Origin of the sequence: Pseudomonas sp. MWU13-2100 (genome assembly GCF_023242365.1) — a bacterium.
Lineage (GTDB): Bacteria > Pseudomonadota > Gammaproteobacteria > Pseudomonadales > Pseudomonadaceae > Aquipseudomonas.
The window spans coordinates 96732-113052 of sequence record NZ_JALLIX010000015.1 but is presented as its reverse complement, the minus strand read 5'-3'; the positions used below and the strand labels follow the sequence as shown (position 1 = coordinate 113052).

At 62.7% G+C, this 16321-nt stretch carries 17 protein-coding genes; 14 read left to right on the top strand and 3 right to left on the bottom strand.

Features of this window, described 5'->3' with window-relative positions; translation table 11 throughout:
* Positions 1-2: 2 nt before the first annotated feature.
* Together cobA and M5B99_RS13190 are read left to right on the top strand one after the other, a co-directional pair.
* Positions 3-842: a uroporphyrinogen-III C-methyltransferase gene (gene cobA, locus M5B99_RS13195; protein WP_248804429.1), complete on the top strand. Its 840-nt coding sequence runs from the start codon at positions 3-5 to the stop codon at positions 840-842.
* Positions 839-2344 (top strand): nitrite reductase, encoded by a 1506-nt coding sequence (locus M5B99_RS13190; protein WP_248804428.1) that lies wholly within the window; start codon positions 839-841, stop codon positions 2342-2344. The genes cobA and M5B99_RS13190 overlap by 4 nt, the downstream gene beginning before the upstream one ends.
* Positions 2345-2357: 13 nt before the next feature.
* Here M5B99_RS13190 and hemN read toward each other — a convergent pair whose 3' ends face one another.
* The 3 genes from hemN to M5B99_RS13175 all read right to left on the bottom strand — a co-directional run bounded on the left by hemN (position 2358) and on the right by M5B99_RS13175 (position 5632).
* Positions 2358-3746, bottom strand: coding sequence for an oxygen-independent coproporphyrinogen III oxidase (hemN, locus tag M5B99_RS13185; protein WP_248804427.1), 1389 nt, complete (start codon positions 3744-3746; stop codon positions 2358-2360).
* On the bottom strand, positions 3730-5079 hold the full coding sequence (locus M5B99_RS13180) for a coproporphyrinogen III oxidase (RefSeq protein ID WP_248804426.1): 1350 nt from the start codon (positions 5077-5079) through the stop codon (positions 3730-3732). Before M5B99_RS13180 ends, hemN begins: the two co-directional genes overlap by 17 nt.
* A gap of 109 nt (positions 5080-5188) precedes the next feature.
* Positions 5189-5632 carry a CopD family copper resistance protein gene (locus tag M5B99_RS13175; RefSeq protein WP_248804425.1) on the bottom strand — a complete coding sequence of 148 codons (444 nt, stop codon included), beginning with the start codon at positions 5630-5632 and terminating at the stop codon, positions 5189-5191.
* A gap of 274 nt (positions 5633-5906) precedes the next feature.
* Here M5B99_RS13175 and M5B99_RS13170 point away from each other — a divergent pair, with 274 nt between their 5' ends.
* The 12 genes from M5B99_RS13170 (at position 5907) to M5B99_RS13115 (ending at position 16223) form a co-directional block, all read left to right on the top strand.
* On the top strand, positions 5907-6767 hold the full coding sequence (locus M5B99_RS13170; RefSeq protein WP_248804424.1) for a MurR/RpiR family transcriptional regulator: 861 nt from the start codon (positions 5907-5909) through the stop codon (positions 6765-6767).
* 36 nt (positions 6768-6803) lie between these two features.
* A complete protein-coding gene (gene ddpX, locus M5B99_RS13165; RefSeq protein ID WP_248804423.1) occupies positions 6804-7352 on the top strand; it encodes a D-alanyl-D-alanine dipeptidase in 549 nt (182 codons plus the stop codon).
* Complete coding sequence (locus tag M5B99_RS13160) at positions 7309-7530, top strand: hypothetical protein (RefSeq protein ID WP_248804454.1); 222 nt, start codon at positions 7309-7311, stop codon at positions 7528-7530. The genes ddpX and M5B99_RS13160 overlap by 44 nt, the downstream gene beginning before the upstream one ends.
* Before the next feature lie 14 nt (positions 7531-7544).
* The gene (locus M5B99_RS13155) at positions 7545-9122 is read left to right on the top strand and encodes an ABC transporter substrate-binding protein (protein WP_248804422.1); all 1578 of its coding nucleotides are present in this window, start codon (positions 7545-7547) and stop codon (positions 9120-9122) included.
* A 75-nt stretch (positions 9123-9197) separates the two neighbouring features.
* The gene (locus M5B99_RS13150; RefSeq protein ID WP_248804421.1) at positions 9198-10214 is read left to right on the top strand and encodes an ABC transporter permease; all 1017 of its coding nucleotides are present in this window, start codon (positions 9198-9200) and stop codon (positions 10212-10214) included.
* Position 10215: 1 nt separating this feature from the next.
* A complete protein-coding gene (ddpC, locus tag M5B99_RS13145) occupies positions 10216-11097 on the top strand; it encodes a D,D-dipeptide ABC transporter permease (protein ID WP_248804420.1) in 882 nt (293 codons plus the stop codon).
* A 2-nt stretch (positions 11098-11099) separates the two neighbouring features.
* Entirely contained in the window at positions 11100-12089 is a 990-nt protein-coding gene (locus tag M5B99_RS13140) for an ABC transporter ATP-binding protein (protein WP_248804419.1), read from the top strand.
* Positions 12089-13060 carry an ABC transporter ATP-binding protein gene (locus M5B99_RS13135; protein ID WP_248804418.1) on the top strand — a complete coding sequence of 324 codons (972 nt, stop codon included), beginning with the start codon at positions 12089-12091 and terminating at the stop codon, positions 13058-13060. Before M5B99_RS13140 ends, M5B99_RS13135 begins: the two co-directional genes overlap by 1 nt.
* A 146-nt stretch (positions 13061-13206) precedes the next feature.
* Positions 13207-14196 carry a DUF2157 domain-containing protein gene (locus M5B99_RS13130; RefSeq protein ID WP_248804417.1) on the top strand — a complete coding sequence of 330 codons (990 nt, stop codon included), beginning with the start codon at positions 13207-13209 and terminating at the stop codon, positions 14194-14196.
* On the top strand, positions 14193-15221 hold the full coding sequence (locus M5B99_RS13125; protein ID WP_248804416.1) for a DUF2157 domain-containing protein: 1029 nt from the start codon (positions 14193-14195) through the stop codon (positions 15219-15221). Before M5B99_RS13130 ends, M5B99_RS13125 begins: the two co-directional genes overlap by 4 nt.
* Before the next feature lie 104 nt (positions 15222-15325).
* Positions 15326-15721 (top strand): hypothetical protein, encoded by a 396-nt coding sequence (locus tag M5B99_RS13120; RefSeq protein ID WP_248804415.1) that lies wholly within the window; start codon positions 15326-15328, stop codon positions 15719-15721.
* Between the two features lie 100 nt (positions 15722-15821).
* The gene (locus M5B99_RS13115) at positions 15822-16223 is read left to right on the top strand and encodes a hypothetical protein (protein WP_248804413.1); all 402 of its coding nucleotides are present in this window, start codon (positions 15822-15824) and stop codon (positions 16221-16223) included.
* Positions 16224-16321: the final 98 nt, after the last annotated feature.

Genomic DNA, 16321 nt, shown 5'->3' with positions numbered 1-16321 from the left:
TCATGCCCTCAATCCCGGTTTTACCCGCCGCGCTACAATCCCCGTTCAGCCCCGGCGAAGTCGCCCTGGTCGGCGCCGGCCCGGGCGACCCGCGCCTGCTGACCCTGCGCGCCTGGAGCCTGTTGCTGCAGGCCGATGCCGTGGTCTATGACCGGCTGATCAGCCCTGAACTGCTGGCGCTGATCCCGCCGGCCTGCGCCCGCCATTACGTCGGCAAGGCCAGCGGCTACCATAGCCTGCCCCAGGAGCAGATCAACCATCTGCTCGCCGAGCTGGCCGCCGCGAATCAGCGCGTGGTCCGCCTCAAGGGGGGCGACCCGTTCATTTTCGGCCGTGGCGCCGAGGAGCTGGACTACCTGTTGCAGCACGGTATCGATTGCCAGGTGGTCCCCGGCATCACCGCCGCGGCCGGTTGCAGCGCCTACGCCGGCATCCCCCTGACCCATCGCGACCTGGTCAGTTCCTGCCGTTTCATCACCGGCCACTTGCAACAGGACAATGAGCTGAGCCTGCCCTGGCGCAACCTGGCGGACAGCGGCCAGACCCTGGTGTTCTACATGGGCCTGGCAAACCTGGAGATAATTGCCCGGCGCCTGATCGACGCCGGGCTTGCCGCCGACACCCCGGCGGCCTTGATCAGCAATGGCACCCGTCCCGACCAGCAGGTCGCACGCGGGACCCTGCGACAATTGCCGAGCCTGGCACTGGCCTGCCCAGCCGGCACGCCGACGCTGACGGTGATCGGCGAGGTGGTCGGCCTGTTCGCCAGCCGACAACCGGAATACCCGGCCCGCTTTGCTGGCGCAGCGTTCGCCCCGCGCTATCGCAAGGTGGCGGTATGAAGCGCCGGCTGCTGGTCACGCTGGCATGCCTCGGCGCGGTTCAAGGCGGCGCGGCGGCGCCCCTCTCCGGCGCGGCACTGGAACAGGCCGCCCAGGACTATCAGGCGCAGTGCCAGGGCTGCCATGGGCTCCATCGTTTCGGCGCCACCGGCCCGGCGCTGCTGCCGGAAAGCCTCAGCCGGATCAAGCCCGCGGAGGTCCGCGAGGTGATTGCAAAGGGTCGCCCGGCCAGCCAGATGGCTGGCTATGCCAGCGTCCTCAGCGACGCGCGGATCGATGCCCTGGCGGACTACCTGCAGCGCCCACCGGCCACCCCGCCGAGCTGGAGCAGCGAAGATATCCGCGCCAGCCACAGTGTGCTCAACGATATCGGCAAACTGCCCAGCACACCCCAGCATGACGCCGATCCGCTGAACCTGTTCGTGGTGGTCGAAGCCGGCGATCACCACATCGATATTCTCGACGGCGATCGTTTTACCGTGCTGGCGCGTTTCGCCTCGCACTTCGCCGTGCATGGCGGGCCGAAGTTCTCCCCGGACGGGCGCTTTGTCTACATCGCCTCCCGCGACGGCTGGATCAGCCTCTACGACCTGTACAACCTGAAGCTGATCGCCGAAGTCCGCGCCGGACTCAACACCCGCAACCTGGCGGTGAGCAAGGATGGTCGCTGGGTACTGGTGGGCAACTACCTGCCCGGCAACCTGATCGTGCTCGACGCCCGCGACCTGTCCCTGGTCAGGAATATCCCCGCGCTCGGCCAGGACGGCAGCCCCTCGCGGGTCAGTGCGGTGTACACCGCACCGCCGCGGGACAGCTTCATCGTCGCCCTCAAGGACGTCAAGGAAGTCTGGGAACTCTCCAGCCGTGGCACCCCGGACTGGCAACCGCGACGGATCCACGCCGAGGACTACCTCGACGACTTCTCCTTCTCTCCGGACTATCGCCAGTTGCTGGCCACCTCGCGCAAGGCCGAGGGCGGTCAGGTGATCGACCTCGACAGCGGCCAGGCAGTCACCGAGATCGCACTGCCGGGCATGCCGCACCTGGGTTCGGGCACCTATTGGCAACGCAACGGCCGTTGGGTGTTCGCCACGCCGAATATCAGCAAGGGGCTGATCTCCATCATCGACCTCAAGACCTGGAAGCTGATCAAGGAAATCCCCACCCTCGGGCCGGGCTTCTTCATGCGCAGCCATATCAACTCGCCGTATGCCTGGAGCGATGTGTTCTTCGGCCCGGACAACGATGCAATCCACCTGATCGACAAACAAACCCTGAAAATCGCCCACACCCTGCGGCCGATGCCCGGCAAGACCGCGGCCCACGTCGAGTTCACCCACGATGGCCGTTACCTGCTGCTGAGCATCTGGGCCAGCGACGGCGCCTTGATCGTCTATGACAGCCACAGCCTGAAGGAGATCAAGCGCATCCCGATGAACAAGCCCTCGGGCAAGTACAACGTCGGCAACAAGATCGAGTTCGCCGAAGGCACCTCGCACTAGGCTTGGCGGCGCCTCAAACGGTCCGGGAGAACAGGCCTTTCTGCCCGGCCCCGAGGTAGGCATCAAAGGCCATGGCGGCGCTGCGCATCATCAGCTGTCCCTGGGGCAACAGTTGCAAGCCGTCGGCGCCGATCTCCAGCAGACGGTCGCGCACCTGCTCCTGCAGTTGCCCCAGGGCTTCGGCGAAGTAGTGCGTGAAGCGAATGCCATGGGCCGCCTCGAACTTGCCGAAGTCGATGCGCCCATGGCACATCAGGTCGTTGATCACGTCGCGGCGCAACAGGTCGTCGGCATTCAGGCGGTAACCGCGATGCACCGGCAACAAGCCTTGATCGAGCCGCGCGTAGTACTGCGAGAGCTCCTTGACGCTCTGGCTGTAGCTGTCGCCGACCTTGCCGATAGCCGACACCCCGAGACCGATCAGATCGCAGTCGGCATGGGTCGAATAGCCCTGGAAGTTACGGTGCAAGGTGCCGTTGGCCCGGGCCAGCGCCAGCTCGTCCTCCGGCAAGGCGAAATGATCCATGCCGATATACACATAACCGGCCTCGGTCAGCCGGCGGATGGTCAGTTCAAGCAATTCCAGCTTGCGCTCGGGCGGCGGCATATCCGCCGGGCGAATCAGCCGCTGCGCGCGGACCAGCTCGGGCAGATGCGCGTAGCTGTAGGCGGCGATCCGATCCGGGCGCAGGGCGAGGATCTTGCCCAGGGTGACGTCGAAGCTCTGTACCGTTTGCAGCGGCAGGCCGTAGATCAGATCGACGCTGATCGACTTGAAACGCGCCTGGCGCGCCGCCTCGACCAATGCGTAGATCTGCGCTTCGCTCTGCTGGCGGTTGACCGCCGCCTGGACTGCCGGGTCGAAGTCCTGCACGCCAAAGCTCAGGCGATTGAAGCCCAGGCGACGCAACACATGAATCTGTGCGGTATCGATGGTGCGCGGATCGACCTCGATGGAAAACTCGTGGTCATCGCTGTCATCCATTTCGAAGGCCTGATGCAGGCAGGCCATCAGTTCGGCCAACTGCTCGCCGCTCAGATAGGTCGGCGTGCCGCCGCCCAGGTGCAGCTGCGTGAGTTTGCGGCCAGGCTCGAACAAGGCACCCTGCATGAGGATTTCACGCTTGAGGTAACCCAGGTACTCGACCGCGCGATGGGCCTTACGGGTGATGATCTTGTGGCAGGCACAGTAGTAACAAAGGCTCTGGCAAAATGGAATATGGATGTAGGCCGACAGCGGCTTGGGCGTCGGCGCCTGGTTGCTGGCCCGCACCGCCTGCTGGTAGTCGTCCATGGCAAAGGCCTGGTGGAACTGCGGCGCGGTGGGGTAAGAGGTATAGCGCGGCCCCGGGCGATCGTACTTCTCGACCAGGGCGCGATTGAAATCAAAGGTAGACGTCATGTTCGACAAACTCGTGATGGGGTGAATACGCCGGGCTGTTCACATCCGCGGTGAACAGCTGGCAGATGGCATCGACTTCTGGCCGACCGGCGGGAAGGATGCTGATGAATCGCCCCGACAACTCCACCAGTCCGCCGTGGGCCATTTGCTCCAGACGCGGCCAGACGGCCGAGAAGTACTGGCGGAAAATCACTCCGTAGCGACTTTCGATGGCCAGGATGTCCAACTCCAGATCACATTCCAGGCGCTCCCTGACCCGTTGCCGGATCTGGTCGCCGGCCTCGCAGCGCCAGCCACGACAGCTGGCCAACTGGCCCATGTCCAGTTGCTGCAGATAATCGGAAAGCGCCTCGCTGTTTTGCACCGACAGTTCGTCGAGCTGACTGATGGCGCCCAGGCCGAAGCCGACATGGTCGCAATAGCCGTGGCAGGTAAACCCCTGGCAATTGCGGCGCAGGCGGCCACGCTCCTGAGCCATCAGCAGATCGTCGTCGGACCTGACGAACTGCCCCAGGCCGATGTACTGGTAATCCGCCGCCAGCAACTGTTCGAAGCAGATCCGTCGCATCGCCGCCTTGTCCGACGGGCTGCTGGCGGCCCTGCGGTATTCGTTCTCGCGTCGGTAGCGCCGCGGCGCCCGGGCGTAGTCGAAGACCTGCAAACGATCGGGCTCCAGCGTGATCAGAGTCGCCAGTTTCAGCGCGAAACTCGACGGGGTCTGCCAGGCATGGCCATAGCCCAGGTCGACATTGACCGAGCGATAGCCAAAAGTCCGGGCCGCGTCGATCAGCGAATGGATCGGCGCCGGGTTCTGGTAGCAGGCCACCGACAGCTCGCTGTCCGTACCGATATCCGGCACACCGATGCTGACCTGATTGAAGCCCTGCTCGCGGAGCAAACCCATGGTCGCCCAGTCGGTGTGGTGCAGATCGACTTCAACACGGTAGTCGCCGCCATCGTGTCCGATAAAGTTGAAGCGTTTGCGCAACTGGCTCATCAGCCGCTGCAGAGCGGCCGCGTCCGGCGTGGCGCCGCCCAGATAAAATTGCTCGACCCGTTGCCCAGTGCCCAGGTGACAAGCAACCAGATCGATCTCGCGTTCCAGTCGCTGCAGATACGCTTCGCTGCGGCCACGCTGCTCGCCCAGGGCGAGAAGCTGCACGGCCAAGGACAGCGGGCGGCACTTCTGACGGCTGATACGCAAAGCCCGCAGTAAATCCAGGGAACCAATACCGGTATGAAACTTGTCGGTCTCGGCATGACCGTCAAGGTCGAGAATGCCTTGATCACGTCGAACCAATCGTTCGCCGCGCGGATGATGTAAATCGAGCATGACAGGACTCCGAGACGGACTGCGGATCTGCAGTGTCCGATGTTGGCCGTCGGGACTCCTTGATTTGCATCAAGCAGGGGCGGCACCTGCGCTCGACGGCGCCTGCGACTCACCAGCTCAGATAAAACATGCCCTTGGCCAACAGCACGATCAACACCATATGGCCGAACAGGCTGTAGTGAATGAAGTGCAGGTAGCGGCCATTCATGCGTTCACTTTTGAACAGGAACATGGCCACCAGGAAATGCCCGAGCACACTGGCGGCAAGCAGCATTTTCAAAGCCAGCAAGGTACCGAACGAGGAGGCCAGTGGTGCCGCGAGGGCCGGCAGATAGCGCAACCAGACCATGCCCAGCCCGGCACCGAACAACACCAGCAGGACCCAGGGGATCAGCGTCCGGGCACGCCGCCCGATGCCCTGTTCGACCAGCAGCATGACCCGCGCCGGCAGTTGCCGGCGAATGCTCTCCAGGAACAGCACCTCGAAGAACACCGTGCCGATAAACACCAGCGCGGCAAACAGATGCAGGGTGAGCAGCAGCGGATAGATCATGGGGCCCTTGATTTCGATGGCAAGCGAGAGAGAGGCGGTCCCATGACTCCGGGGCGGCTTGCCCTGGCGCCGTGGGTCATCGGCCTGCTGCGAGGCTACAGCGCCGGCCAGTAGCTGCCGTTGACGTTAATCAAGAAACCCGGCTGTGCCATGGAGCGCGCGGTACGGCATGGCTGAAAAAGACATTGTGTTGCCGTGAAAGCCAGTGTTATGTTTATAACACCAAGCGACAAAATGACATAAACATAACAACCCCAGATCCCGGCGCGCCGATATGCCCATGGAAAAGAACAGCTTTCTTCTGTTACTGGAGCAACAGTTCTCCAGCCTGACCCCCACCGGCAAACGCATCGCCAGCTATCTGCTGGGTAATCCGGAGCAACTGCCGTTCGAGTCAGCCGACAGCATCGCGCAGCAAGCCTCCACCAGCGGGATTTCCGTCGGGCGCTTTTTGCGTTCCCTGGGTTACCGCAACCTCGATGAGGTGAAAAAAAGCCTGCGCGGCGAAGCGCCGAGCTCATGGCTGATCACCGACCGGATTGCCGCCTTTCGCGCCGAAAGCAACCAGGACGACGCGCTCGACCGCTCGATGACTCGCGAAATCGAGGCCATCCAGCACGCCTATGGCCTGGCGCGCAGCGAGGCCTTTGGCAAGATCGTGCAGCGTATTCATGAAGCCGATGCGGTATTCATTCTCGGGATCCAGTCGACCCGCGGGATTCTCACTGCCTTCCATAGTCACCTCGAATACATTCGCCCCAAGGTCTACTACGTCGACGGCCTCTCAGGCATCTACGCGGAAACCCTGAACTCCGGCTTCGCCAATCCCTACGCGATCATTGCCGACTTCCGCGCCTACTCCAGCGTGACCCAGACCTTCTGTGACGCGGCGCTGGAAAACAACCTGCCACTGGCCCTGATCACCGACCTGCAATGCCCCTGGGCCCGGGACTACCCGCTGGATCTGTTGCAACTGAAAACCGATGTCGGGCAGTTCTGGGACTCCCCTGCTCCACTGGCCTGCCTGTTGAACCTGATGGTCTCGGCCGTCGCGGAGAGATACGGCGAGCGTCTCGATGAGCGCCTGGCCAAAAACCGTCAATTGCAAAAAGCCTTCGGCCAGTTCGAAGGCTGACCCACCGCTTCTGCGAATCCCAACTGGAGTGTTTGTGTGAACAACAGCCCCCTTGTAGAGATCGATGCCCAGCGTTATCAGGTGCAAATCGACCTGATCTACGCCAGCGCGGACAACCTGGCTGGAAAAGTGATCTACCCGACTGCCCGTTGCCTGCTGCATCGTCAAGCCGCCGACTGTCTGCACCAGGCCAGCCAACGGGCGCGCCTGGCCGGATTGACCCTGCGCATCTATGACGCCTACCGCCCGCCCTACGCCCAGTACCTGTTGTGGGAAGCCTTGCCGAACAACGATTACGTGCGCGACCCACACCTGGGTTCCCACCACAGCCGTGGCGTGGCGGTGGATCTGACCCTGGTGGGCAGCGACGGCGAGCCATTGGACATGGGCACCGCCTTCGACGCCATGGAACAACGCTCCCATCAGTTCTACCCCGACCTGCCCGCCGAGGTGCAACGCAATCGCCTGCTGTTGCTGGGGATCATGCTCGGCGCCGGGTTCCAGGCGATCGATACCGAATGGTGGCATTACGAACTACCGAATGCCGACGATTACCCCCTGCTGGAGGAGGAGTCCGTCCCCTGAAAAAGCCAAGCAAAGCGCAACGCCAACACTGACGAAACCACAGAGTTTCGCAAGCGACACCGCACAGCCCACCTTCGGTGCGGCTGAAAACAACAAAACAGCGTTATTGATGCTTCACCTGCAACTGCCCGGTTATAGCTTTTATAAAAAACCTGACGAACTTCCATACATCGAATGATCAAGGAAACCGGCATGAACCCAACGAACACCGTGAGCAAACCCTTTCCCGGCACCGGCAAACTGTTGCTGAGCGTCCTGTGCGGCGCCTTGAGCCTCGGCGCCTGGCAGGCCGCCAGCGCGGCGGTGCCCAAAGACACGCTGGTGATCGGCAAACCCGCCGATCCGCAGACCCTCGACCCGGCGGTGACCTTTGACAACAACGACTGGACCATCACCTATCCGTCGTATCAACGCCTGGTCGGTTACAAGGTCGACGGCGATAAAAGCAGCACCGAAGTCCAGGGCGACCTGGCCGAAAGCTGGAGCGTCTCCCCGGACAACCTGGTCTGGGAATTCAAGATCAAACCCGGCAACAAGTTCGATGACGGCGCCCCGGTGGATGCCGCCGCGGTAAAGTTTTCCTTCGATCGCCTGATGACCCTCAAGCAGGGTCCATCCGGGGCCTTCCCCGAGGACATGGTGGTCGCGGTGGTCGACCCGCAGACCATCCGCTTCACCCTGAAGACGCCGTTCGCGCCGTTCCTGTTCACCCTGGCCCACAACGGCGCCTCGATCATCAACCCCGATGTAGTGACCAAGACACCTGACGTCAATGCCTGGTTGTCCAGCCACACCGCGGGCTCCGGGCCCTTCCGCCTGAGCACCTGGCAGAAAGGCCAATCGCTGACCCTGGAGCCGAACAGCTACTTCGCCGGGCCCAAGCCGGCACTGAAAAGCGTGATCGTCAAGATCATCGCCGAGCCTTCCGTGCGCCGCCTGCAACTGGAACACGGTGACCTGGACATCATCGAAGACATGCCCGAAGACCAGCTCGGCGTGCTTGCCAAGAAGTCCGGCGTGGTGGTCCGGGAGTTCCCGTCGCTACGGGTGACCTACCTGTACCTGAACAACAAGAAGGGCCCGTTGGCCAGCGTCGATGCCCGTCGGGCGATTACCGAAGCAGTGGATTACAACGGCATCGTCAAAGGCATTCTCAAGGACAAGGCCAAGCTGATGAACGGGCCGATCCCGGACGGCATGTGGGCCTACGACAGTTCGTTGCCGCCGATGAAACAGGACCTCGCCGCCGCCAAGGCCAGTCTGGCCAAGGACCCGCAGAAGATCACCAGCCTCAGCTACATGTACTCGGACAAGGATCCCAACTGGGAACCGATCGGCCTGACGCTGCAAGCCGCACTGGCGCCACTGGGCATCAACCTGAAGATGGAAAAACTCGCCAACGCGACCTTGCGTGAGCGTGTCGGCCAAGCCGATTACGACATTGCCTCGGGCGCCTGGAGTCCGGACTTTGCCGATCCCTACATGTTCATGAACTTCTGGTTCGACTCAAAGATGCAGGGCCTGCAAGGCAACCGTTCGTTCTACAGCAACCCCGAAGTCGACAAGCTGATCCGCGAAGCGGCCGCCACCAGCGACACCGCCAAGCGCGTCGAGCTGTACCAGAGCGCGCAGAAAATGGTGCTCAAGGACAGCGTCTACGCCTACCTCTATCAGAAGAGCTACACCTTGCCGATGCGTGATGCGGTCAAAGGCTACGTGTTCAACCCGATGCTCGAACAGGTCTTCAACCTGGGCAGCATGAGCAAGTAACCCTGCTCCCCCGCGCCGGCCGTTCGCGGTCGGCGCGGCGCCTGATTCTCGTCGTTGCTGTGACTGAGGTGCCAAATGGCCTTCCTGACTCTATTGCGCAAGCGCCTGCTCGGCCTGGTATTGGTCGTGTTCGGCGTTTCGCTGATTACCTTTGCAATTTCGCACCTGATCCCCGGGGACCCAGCCCGACTGATCGCCGGCGACCGCGCCAGCGACGCACTGGTGGCGGGCATCCGCCACCAGCTGGGCCTGGACCTGCCGTTGTATCAACAATACGGCCGTTACCTGCTGGACCTGGTGCATGGCGACCTGGGTACCTCGATCCGCACCAACCGTCCGGTGCTCGAAGACCTGCAGGCATTCTTCCCGGCCACCCTGGAACTGGCCCTGGTGGCGCTGCTGCTGGCGATCCTGGTGGGCGTGCCGCTGGGGGTGCTGTCGGCGGTCTATCACAACCGGGCCATCGACCAGATCGCCCGCACGCTGGCGGTCACCGGTATTTCCACCCCGGCCTTCTGGCTCGGGCTCGGCGCGATTGTGCTGTTCTACGGCCAGCTCGGTTGGTTGCCAGGGGGTGGGCGCCTGTCCGAAGGGCTGGTACCGCCGCCGACCTTCAGCGGTTTCTACCTGATCGACTCGCTGCTTGCCGGTGACGGCAGTCTGTTTCTCGATGTGCTGCAACACCTGATCCTGCCCGCCGCGACCCTGGGCTTCGTCACTCTCGGTGTGGTCGCCCGGCAGATTCGCTCGGCCATGCTCGAGCAACTGGCCGAGGACTATATCCGCACCGCCCGTGCCTATGGCCTGTCGCGCTGGACGGTGATCCTGCGCCACGCCCTGCCCAACGCGCTGATCCCATCAGTGACCGTGCTCGGGCTGACCCTCGGTGACCTGCTGTACGGCGCCGTGCTGACCGAAACCGTGTTTGCCTGGCCCGGCATGGGCGCCTATGTGGTCAAGTCGATCCAGTCGCTGGACTTCCCGGCGGTGATGGGCTTCGCAATCCTGGTGTCGTTCATCTATGTCCTGCTGAACATGGCCATCGATCTTTTGTACCGCGTGATCGACCCACGCATCGGCGAGGTGAATTGAAATGTCCGTGACCCTGACCGCCGCGCGCGGCCCGCGCTGGGGCGAAAAACTCGCCTACCTGGCCTATCAGATCCGCCGCAGCCCGCTGACCATGGCCGGCCTCACGATCAGTTTTATCGTCTTGCTGTGCATGCTCTTCGCCCCCTGGCTGGCCAGCCACGACCCCAATGCCCTGGACCTCGGCGCGCGCCTGATGCCGCCGTCCGCCGAACATTGGTTCGGCACCGATGAGGTCGGCCGGGACCTGTTCAGCCGCGTCCTGTTCGGCAGCCGGCAATCGGTGGGCGTCGGCCTGTTCGTGGCCTTTGCCTCGTGTTTGATCGGCGGTTTGCTCGGCTGTTTTTCCGGGGTGATCGGCGGGCGTTTCGACGCGCTGATCATGCGCCTGATGGACATCATGCTGTCGGTGCCGTCCCTGGTGCTGATCATGGCCCTGGCCGCCGCGTTGGGCGCGAGCCTGTTCAACGCCATGCTGGCGATCACCCTGGTACGGATTCCGTCCTATGTGCGACTGGCCCGCGGCCAGGCCCTGAGCATCCGCCAGATGGGCTACGTCAAGGCCGCGCAGACCTTCGGCGCCGGGCGCTGGCACATGGTCCACTGGCATGTGGCGCGCAACGCCATGCCGCCGTTGCTGGTGCAACTGAGCCTGGATATCGGCAGCGCCATTCTCATGGCCTCGGCCCTGGGCTTTATCGGCCTGGGGGCGCAACAGCCGACCGCCGAATGGGGCGCGATGGTCGCCACCGGACGCAATTACATCCTCGATAACTGGTGGTATTCGACCTTTCCCGGCCTGGCGATCCTGATCACCGCCACCGGCTTCAACTTGCTGGGCGATGGCGTGCGCGATCTGCTCGATCCACGGCAACAGGGGAAATGAGCATGCCGACCTCCACACCTGTATTGACCATCGACAACCTGAGCCTGGAATTCCCGGCCTACAAGAACAACGTCAAGGCCTTGAACGGCGTCTCGCTGCAGGTCAATCCCGGCGAGATCGTCGGCGTGGTCGGCGAGTCCGGCTCGGGCAAGTCGGTCACCGCGATGCTGAGCATGCGCCTGTTGCCCGAACGCAGCTATCGCATCACCGCCGGCAGCCTGCGGATGCTCGATCGCGACATGCTGGCGGCCTCCGAGAAGGAGCTGCTGCAGATCCGCGGCCGCGATGCGGCGATGATTTTCCAGGAACCGATGACCGCCCTGAACCCGACCCGGCGCATCGGCCGGCAAATGCTCGACGTGATCATCCATCACCAGAAAATCAGCGCGACCGAGGCCCGTATCAGAGCCATTGCGCTGCTGCACGACATGCATATCGCCAGCCCCGAACAAGTCCTGGACAGCTATCCGTTCGAACTGTCCGGCGGCATGCGCCAGCGGGTGATGATCGCGCTGGCGTTCTCCTGCGAACCACAGCTACTGATTGCCGACGAACCGACCACCGCCCTCGACGTCACCGTGCAACGCCAGGTGCTGTTGCTGCTGCGGGAAAAGGCCCGGCAGAAAGGCACCGCCATTTTGCTGATCACCCACGACATGGCCCTGGTCTCGCAGTTCTGCGATCGGGTTTACGTCATGTACACCGGGGCCGTGGTCGAGCAGGGTTGTACCGCCGAGGTGATGGCTAATCCGCAGCACCCTTACACCCAGGGATTGCTCAGCGGCCTGCCCGAAATGGTCGAACCGGGCCAACCGTTGATGACCATCCCCGGGCAAGTGCCAAACCTGGCCGCCCTGCCCCTGGGCTGCACCTTCGCGGAACGCTGCTCGCACTGCATGCCGATTTGCGCCCAGCGCCCGAGCCTCAACCCCATCAACGGTAATGAGCAGCGTAAAAGCGCGTGCTGGTTACCGGTCAAGGAGCTTTCGTGATGAACAGTGCTGTGATTGGCGCCAAGACCGACATGGCGCCCGAGATTCTGCGACTGGAGGATGTGCGCGTCCGGTTCCCGGTGAGCAATGACTGGCTGGGCCGGCCACGGGGTTACGCCCATGCGCTGAACGGCATCGACCTGCAGGTCAGGGCCGGCGAAACCCTGGGTATCGTCGGTGAGTCGGGTTGCGGCAAAAGCACCCTGGCGCAGCTGTTGATGGGCTTGCTGGCACCGAGCAGCGGCGCGCTGAGCTGGGCCGCGCGCCCCGATGGCCAGGCCAGCAGCAATGTGCAGATTGTGTTCCAGGACCCGCAATCCTCGCTTGATCCACGCCTGCCGATCTGGAGGATCATCACCGAGCCACTGTACGCCCGGGGGCATGCGCCGCGGGCACAGATGCGCGAGATCGCGGCCAGGGTCGCGGCCCAGGTCGGCATACGCCCGGAGTATCTGGACCGCTTCCCCCATCAGTTTTCCGGTGGCCAGCGCCAGCGCATCGCGATTGCCCGCGCGCTGTCGTCCGACCCGGACATCATTGTCCTCGACGAACCGACCTCGGCGCTGGACATCTCGGTGCAGGCGCAAATCCTCAACCTGCTGGCGGAGCTGCAACGCGCGCGCAACCTGACCTACATCCTGATCTCCCATAACGTCTCGGTCGTGCGGCATATGGCCGACCGGGTGGCGGTGATGTACCTGGGGCAGATCGTCGAACTGGGCAGCGCCGTCAAGGTGCTCGAACAGCCACGTCACCCTTACACCCGCCTGCTGCTCGAAGCGGTGCCGCGCCTCGGCGTGCCCCTGCATGCGGAACAGGTGGCGGCGCCGACCGAACTGCCGGGGAACCGGCGCCTTCCAGAGGGCTGTTTCTTTCGTGAACGCTGCAGCCTGTGCACGAGCGGCTGCGAGAAACCCCAGGCCTTGCTGGGAGAGGAGGTGCAGCGGGTCAGGTGCCATGTGCAAGGCTGATCCTGTCGTGCGGCGCAAAGGCCGCCGCCCGCAGCTGTGCGAAGCCTGAGCAGACTTCGGTTTTCAAAATGTGACGCCGCGTGTTGAGAATGACACTAATGTTCTGTAGGTCATCGGATTTTTCACAACACGGATCGCTGGACACCATGAGAAAAACCACAAAGCAGCTGCTGGTTCACGAAATCGCCGACTGGCATCACCGTGGCCTGATCGATGCCGAAGCCCGCAAGCGCCTGAGCGCACCGTACGAGCAACCGGGCCAACTGTTGTCCAGCGTGCTGCAATGGCTGGGAATCGGTGCGGTCCTGCTGATCGGCATGGCGGTGCTGGGGGGGCTGAGCCTGTTCAGCCAGTCGGTGATGGTCAGCGCCGTGCTGTTTTTCTGCGCTGGGGCCGGCTTGTGGTGGTTCGGTGTGCGCATGGCCCGCGATCCGGCCCAACGGACGCCGGTCACCGGTGTGGCGCTCCTGACCATCGGCCTGATCCTGATCGGCGCCAGTCTGTTGCTGGGTTCCTCAAATAATTACGAGGGCGAGCTTGGCAGTGTGCCGTTGGCGCTGTTGGTCACCGCGCTGCTGAGCGTTCTCACCGCCTACCGTTATCGTTTGCGTTGGCCGCTTCTCCTCGGCCTGCTGTGCGCATTCCACGGGCTCGGGGCCTGGGGCCGGTACGTCGGGCACGGCGGCTATTTTTTCAACATCCAGGACCCACGTTCGATGGCGGTCATTGCCGCGCTGGCGGCGGTATTGGGTTTAGGCCACCAGCTGGCCGAGGAGCGCCAATTGCGCCGCTTCTGCGGGTTTGGCCGGCTGTATGTGATCTTCGGGCTGCTCTACCTCAATTGCTCGCTCTGGTTTCTCAGCCTGGATGATTGGAGCCGCGACCCGCGTATCTGGACCGTGCTGTTTACCCTGGCGGCCATCGGGCAACTGGTGGTCGGCGCGCGCTTCAAGCATCCGAGCTTCACCGGTTTCGCCGTGGTGTTCCTGGGCATCGACCTGTACACGCGCTTTTATGAGTACTCCTGGGACCGCCTGGGTATCGCAACGTTTTTCGCGCTGGCCGGGCTCATCGGCCTGTTACTCGGCTGGTCGTTCGAGCGTATGGCCCTGCGCGCCAAGGGAGCAGCACAATGAGCCCGGATCAGCGTAATCAACAGGTGCACAACGCACTGGATCAATGGCTGCGAGACGGTCAGATCGACATCGACCAGCACGCACGGATCGGCGAGCGTTATGTATTGACGCGCTGGGACTGGCGCTCGCTGGGCCGCTGGTTCCTGACCTTTGGCGCGATCAGCCTGGCGGCGGGGCTGCTGCTGTTTCTGCGCGAACACCTGGAGTTCAGCCTGCCGAAACTGGCCGTCAGCCTGACGCTGGTAACGCTGGGGTTGTTTATCGGCGGCCGCTGGCTGATCGGCAGGCAACTGAAACTGCTTGGCGGCACGCTGGAGTTGCTTGGCGGCTTTGCCTTGATCGGTACCAGCGTTGTGCTGGGCATGATCTATTCGGATGGCTCGGGCAACTGGCCGGCGTTGCTGCTGGTCGATCTGCTGATACTGCTGGTGCTCAGCTATGTCCTGAACAACGTCTTGCTGCTGACATTGTGCAGCGTGCTGTTCTTTGTCTGGTTTGGCGGTCGCAGCGGCTATCAGTCCGGCTGGGGCGCCTACTGGTTCGGCATGAACTACCCGCTACGTTTTCTCGGCGCCGCGGTCGTGTTGATCGGCGCGGGCGCGCTGCATTTGCACGGCGAGGCCAGCTTGCTGCGGCGTTACAACGGCTTTGCCAAAGTGTGGATTTCCTGCGGTCTGTTTGTCGCCGAAATGTCGCTGTGGCTGCTGTCGCTGTTTGGCAGCTACGAGCTGATCGACGACCCCTGGCACCTGGCCGATGCTGGCGAGCTGGTAAGGTATAACCTGCTCTGGGGGCTGGTCAGCCTGGGGATTCTGGCGCTGGGGATCCGTTTGCGTTTCGGCATGCTGGTGGGCTATGGCTCGACCTTCTTCATCATCCAGCTCTACACCCTGTTCTTCACCCAGATCGCCGAGACCCTGGGTTGGCTGCTGAGCCTGCTGATAGCCGGCGGCAGCCTGCTGGCGCTGGTGATCTGGCTGGAGTCCGAGCGACGGGAACGCCGTGATAATGCTACCGACGTTTGAAGCAGAGTCGCCTGGCGGCATACTTTGATGTAGATCAATCGCGACACTTCCAGGTTCTGTAGTTTGAAAAAACTACAACCCGTCACCCATTCCGGGGAAGCGTCATGTACTGGTTTCGCCATCGTCAGCCAAGGTTCATACGCCTGGCCATCGTGCTGTGGGTATTGGCGTTTGGCCTGGCCGCGACCCAGGGCTGCCTGGCACTTCCCGAGCACAATCCGGCGACACCCCATGTGTCGCTCGACACAGTGTCAGATGGCGATAGCCACGACGCACATACCCTCGGTTGCCTTCAACACTGCGCCGATACGGCGATCACGCTGAGTCTTTCGTCACATCTTCAAGCGTTTGACCTGTTCAGTTGGACGTTGCTGCTGCTGATCCCGGCGTTGCTGATGCGGTCCCCCGCCACGTTGTCGGCTTTTCCCTTTCTCGTATTACGGCGCCTTGCTCCAGCCAGGCCGCCTGCCCGCCTGATTTTCGTCCGCCTCAACGATTGAACCAACCTTCGGCGCGCCGAATTCCGGCCGCTCTGATCGACTGCGCCAACCAGGCGCCGCCCGCTATTACCTGCGTTGTCCTTAACCTTTGGAGATTGCCATGTCCACCTCACTGAAACTGATCCTCGCCGCCCTGCTCGTAAGCAGCCCACTCCTGGCCTCGGCCGCCGATGCGCCTCAAGCGGAGCAGACACCGACCGCACCGGCTCAAACCAGCGAAACAGCCACGCCCATGCAGAACAAGGCCATGACCGAGCAAATGCAAAAGATGCAGGCGGCGTACGATAAAATGGCCGCCGCCAAGACCCCTGTCGAGCGAAGGGCCGCCATGCAGGAAAACATAAAGACAATGAGAGACAGCATGGGCATGTTGCAGCAAAACTGTAATGGCACTGGCGTGCCCGGCAACAATAACAGCCTGGGAATGATGAACATGATGATGAAGATGATGGATCAACAGTCAAGCATGATGGCAATGCCCATGGGCAGGAGAGCTTGGTAATAGTGATGTAGATGCGCCGCGTTTCGATGACTTGAGACATGGACGTCTGCTTGACCTTACCATCATGGCAAGGCCGAGGATGAAGCCGGGCCACAGGA

Coding starts and splice junctions, on each gene's coding strand:
- M5B99_RS13170 (WP_248804424.1), top strand. CDS start 5,907: ATGCCCATGGAAAAGAACAGCTTTCTTCTGTTACTGGAGCAACAGTTC.
- M5B99_RS13125 (WP_248804416.1), top strand. CDS start 14,193: ATGAGCCCGGATCAGCGTAATCAACAGGTGCACAACGCACTGGATCAA.
- M5B99_RS13115 (WP_248804413.1), top strand. CDS start 15,822: ATGTCCACCTCACTGAAACTGATCCTCGCCGCCCTGCTCGTAAGCAGC.
- ddpC (WP_248804420.1), top strand. CDS start 10,216: ATGTCCGTGACCCTGACCGCCGCGCGCGGCCCGCGCTGGGGCGAAAAA.
- M5B99_RS13130 (WP_248804417.1), top strand. CDS start 13,207: ATGAGAAAAACCACAAAGCAGCTGCTGGTTCACGAAATCGCCGACTGG.
- M5B99_RS13135 (WP_248804418.1), top strand. CDS start 12,089: ATGAACAGTGCTGTGATTGGCGCCAAGACCGACATGGCGCCCGAGATT.
- M5B99_RS13120 (WP_248804415.1), top strand. CDS start 15,326: ATGTACTGGTTTCGCCATCGTCAGCCAAGGTTCATACGCCTGGCCATC.
- M5B99_RS13175 (WP_248804425.1), bottom strand. CDS start 5,632: ATGATCTATCCGCTGCTGCTCACCCTGCATCTGTTTGCCGCGCTGGTG.
- cobA (WP_248804429.1), top strand. CDS start 3: ATGCCCTCAATCCCGGTTTTACCCGCCGCGCTACAATCCCCGTTCAGC.
- M5B99_RS13140 (WP_248804419.1), top strand. CDS start 11,100: ATGCCGACCTCCACACCTGTATTGACCATCGACAACCTGAGCCTGGAA.
- M5B99_RS13190 (WP_248804428.1), top strand. CDS start 839: ATGAAGCGCCGGCTGCTGGTCACGCTGGCATGCCTCGGCGCGGTTCAA.
- M5B99_RS13180 (WP_248804426.1), bottom strand. CDS start 5,079: ATGCTCGATTTACATCATCCGCGCGGCGAACGATTGGTTCGACGTGAT.
- M5B99_RS13155 (WP_248804422.1), top strand. CDS start 7,545: ATGAACCCAACGAACACCGTGAGCAAACCCTTTCCCGGCACCGGCAAA.
- M5B99_RS13150 (WP_248804421.1), top strand. CDS start 9,198: ATGGCCTTCCTGACTCTATTGCGCAAGCGCCTGCTCGGCCTGGTATTG.
- hemN (WP_248804427.1), bottom strand. CDS start 3,746: ATGACGTCTACCTTTGATTTCAATCGCGCCCTGGTCGAGAAGTACGAT.
- M5B99_RS13160 (WP_248804454.1), top strand. CDS start 7,309: ATGCCGACGATTACCCCCTGCTGGAGGAGGAGTCCGTCCCCTGAAAAA.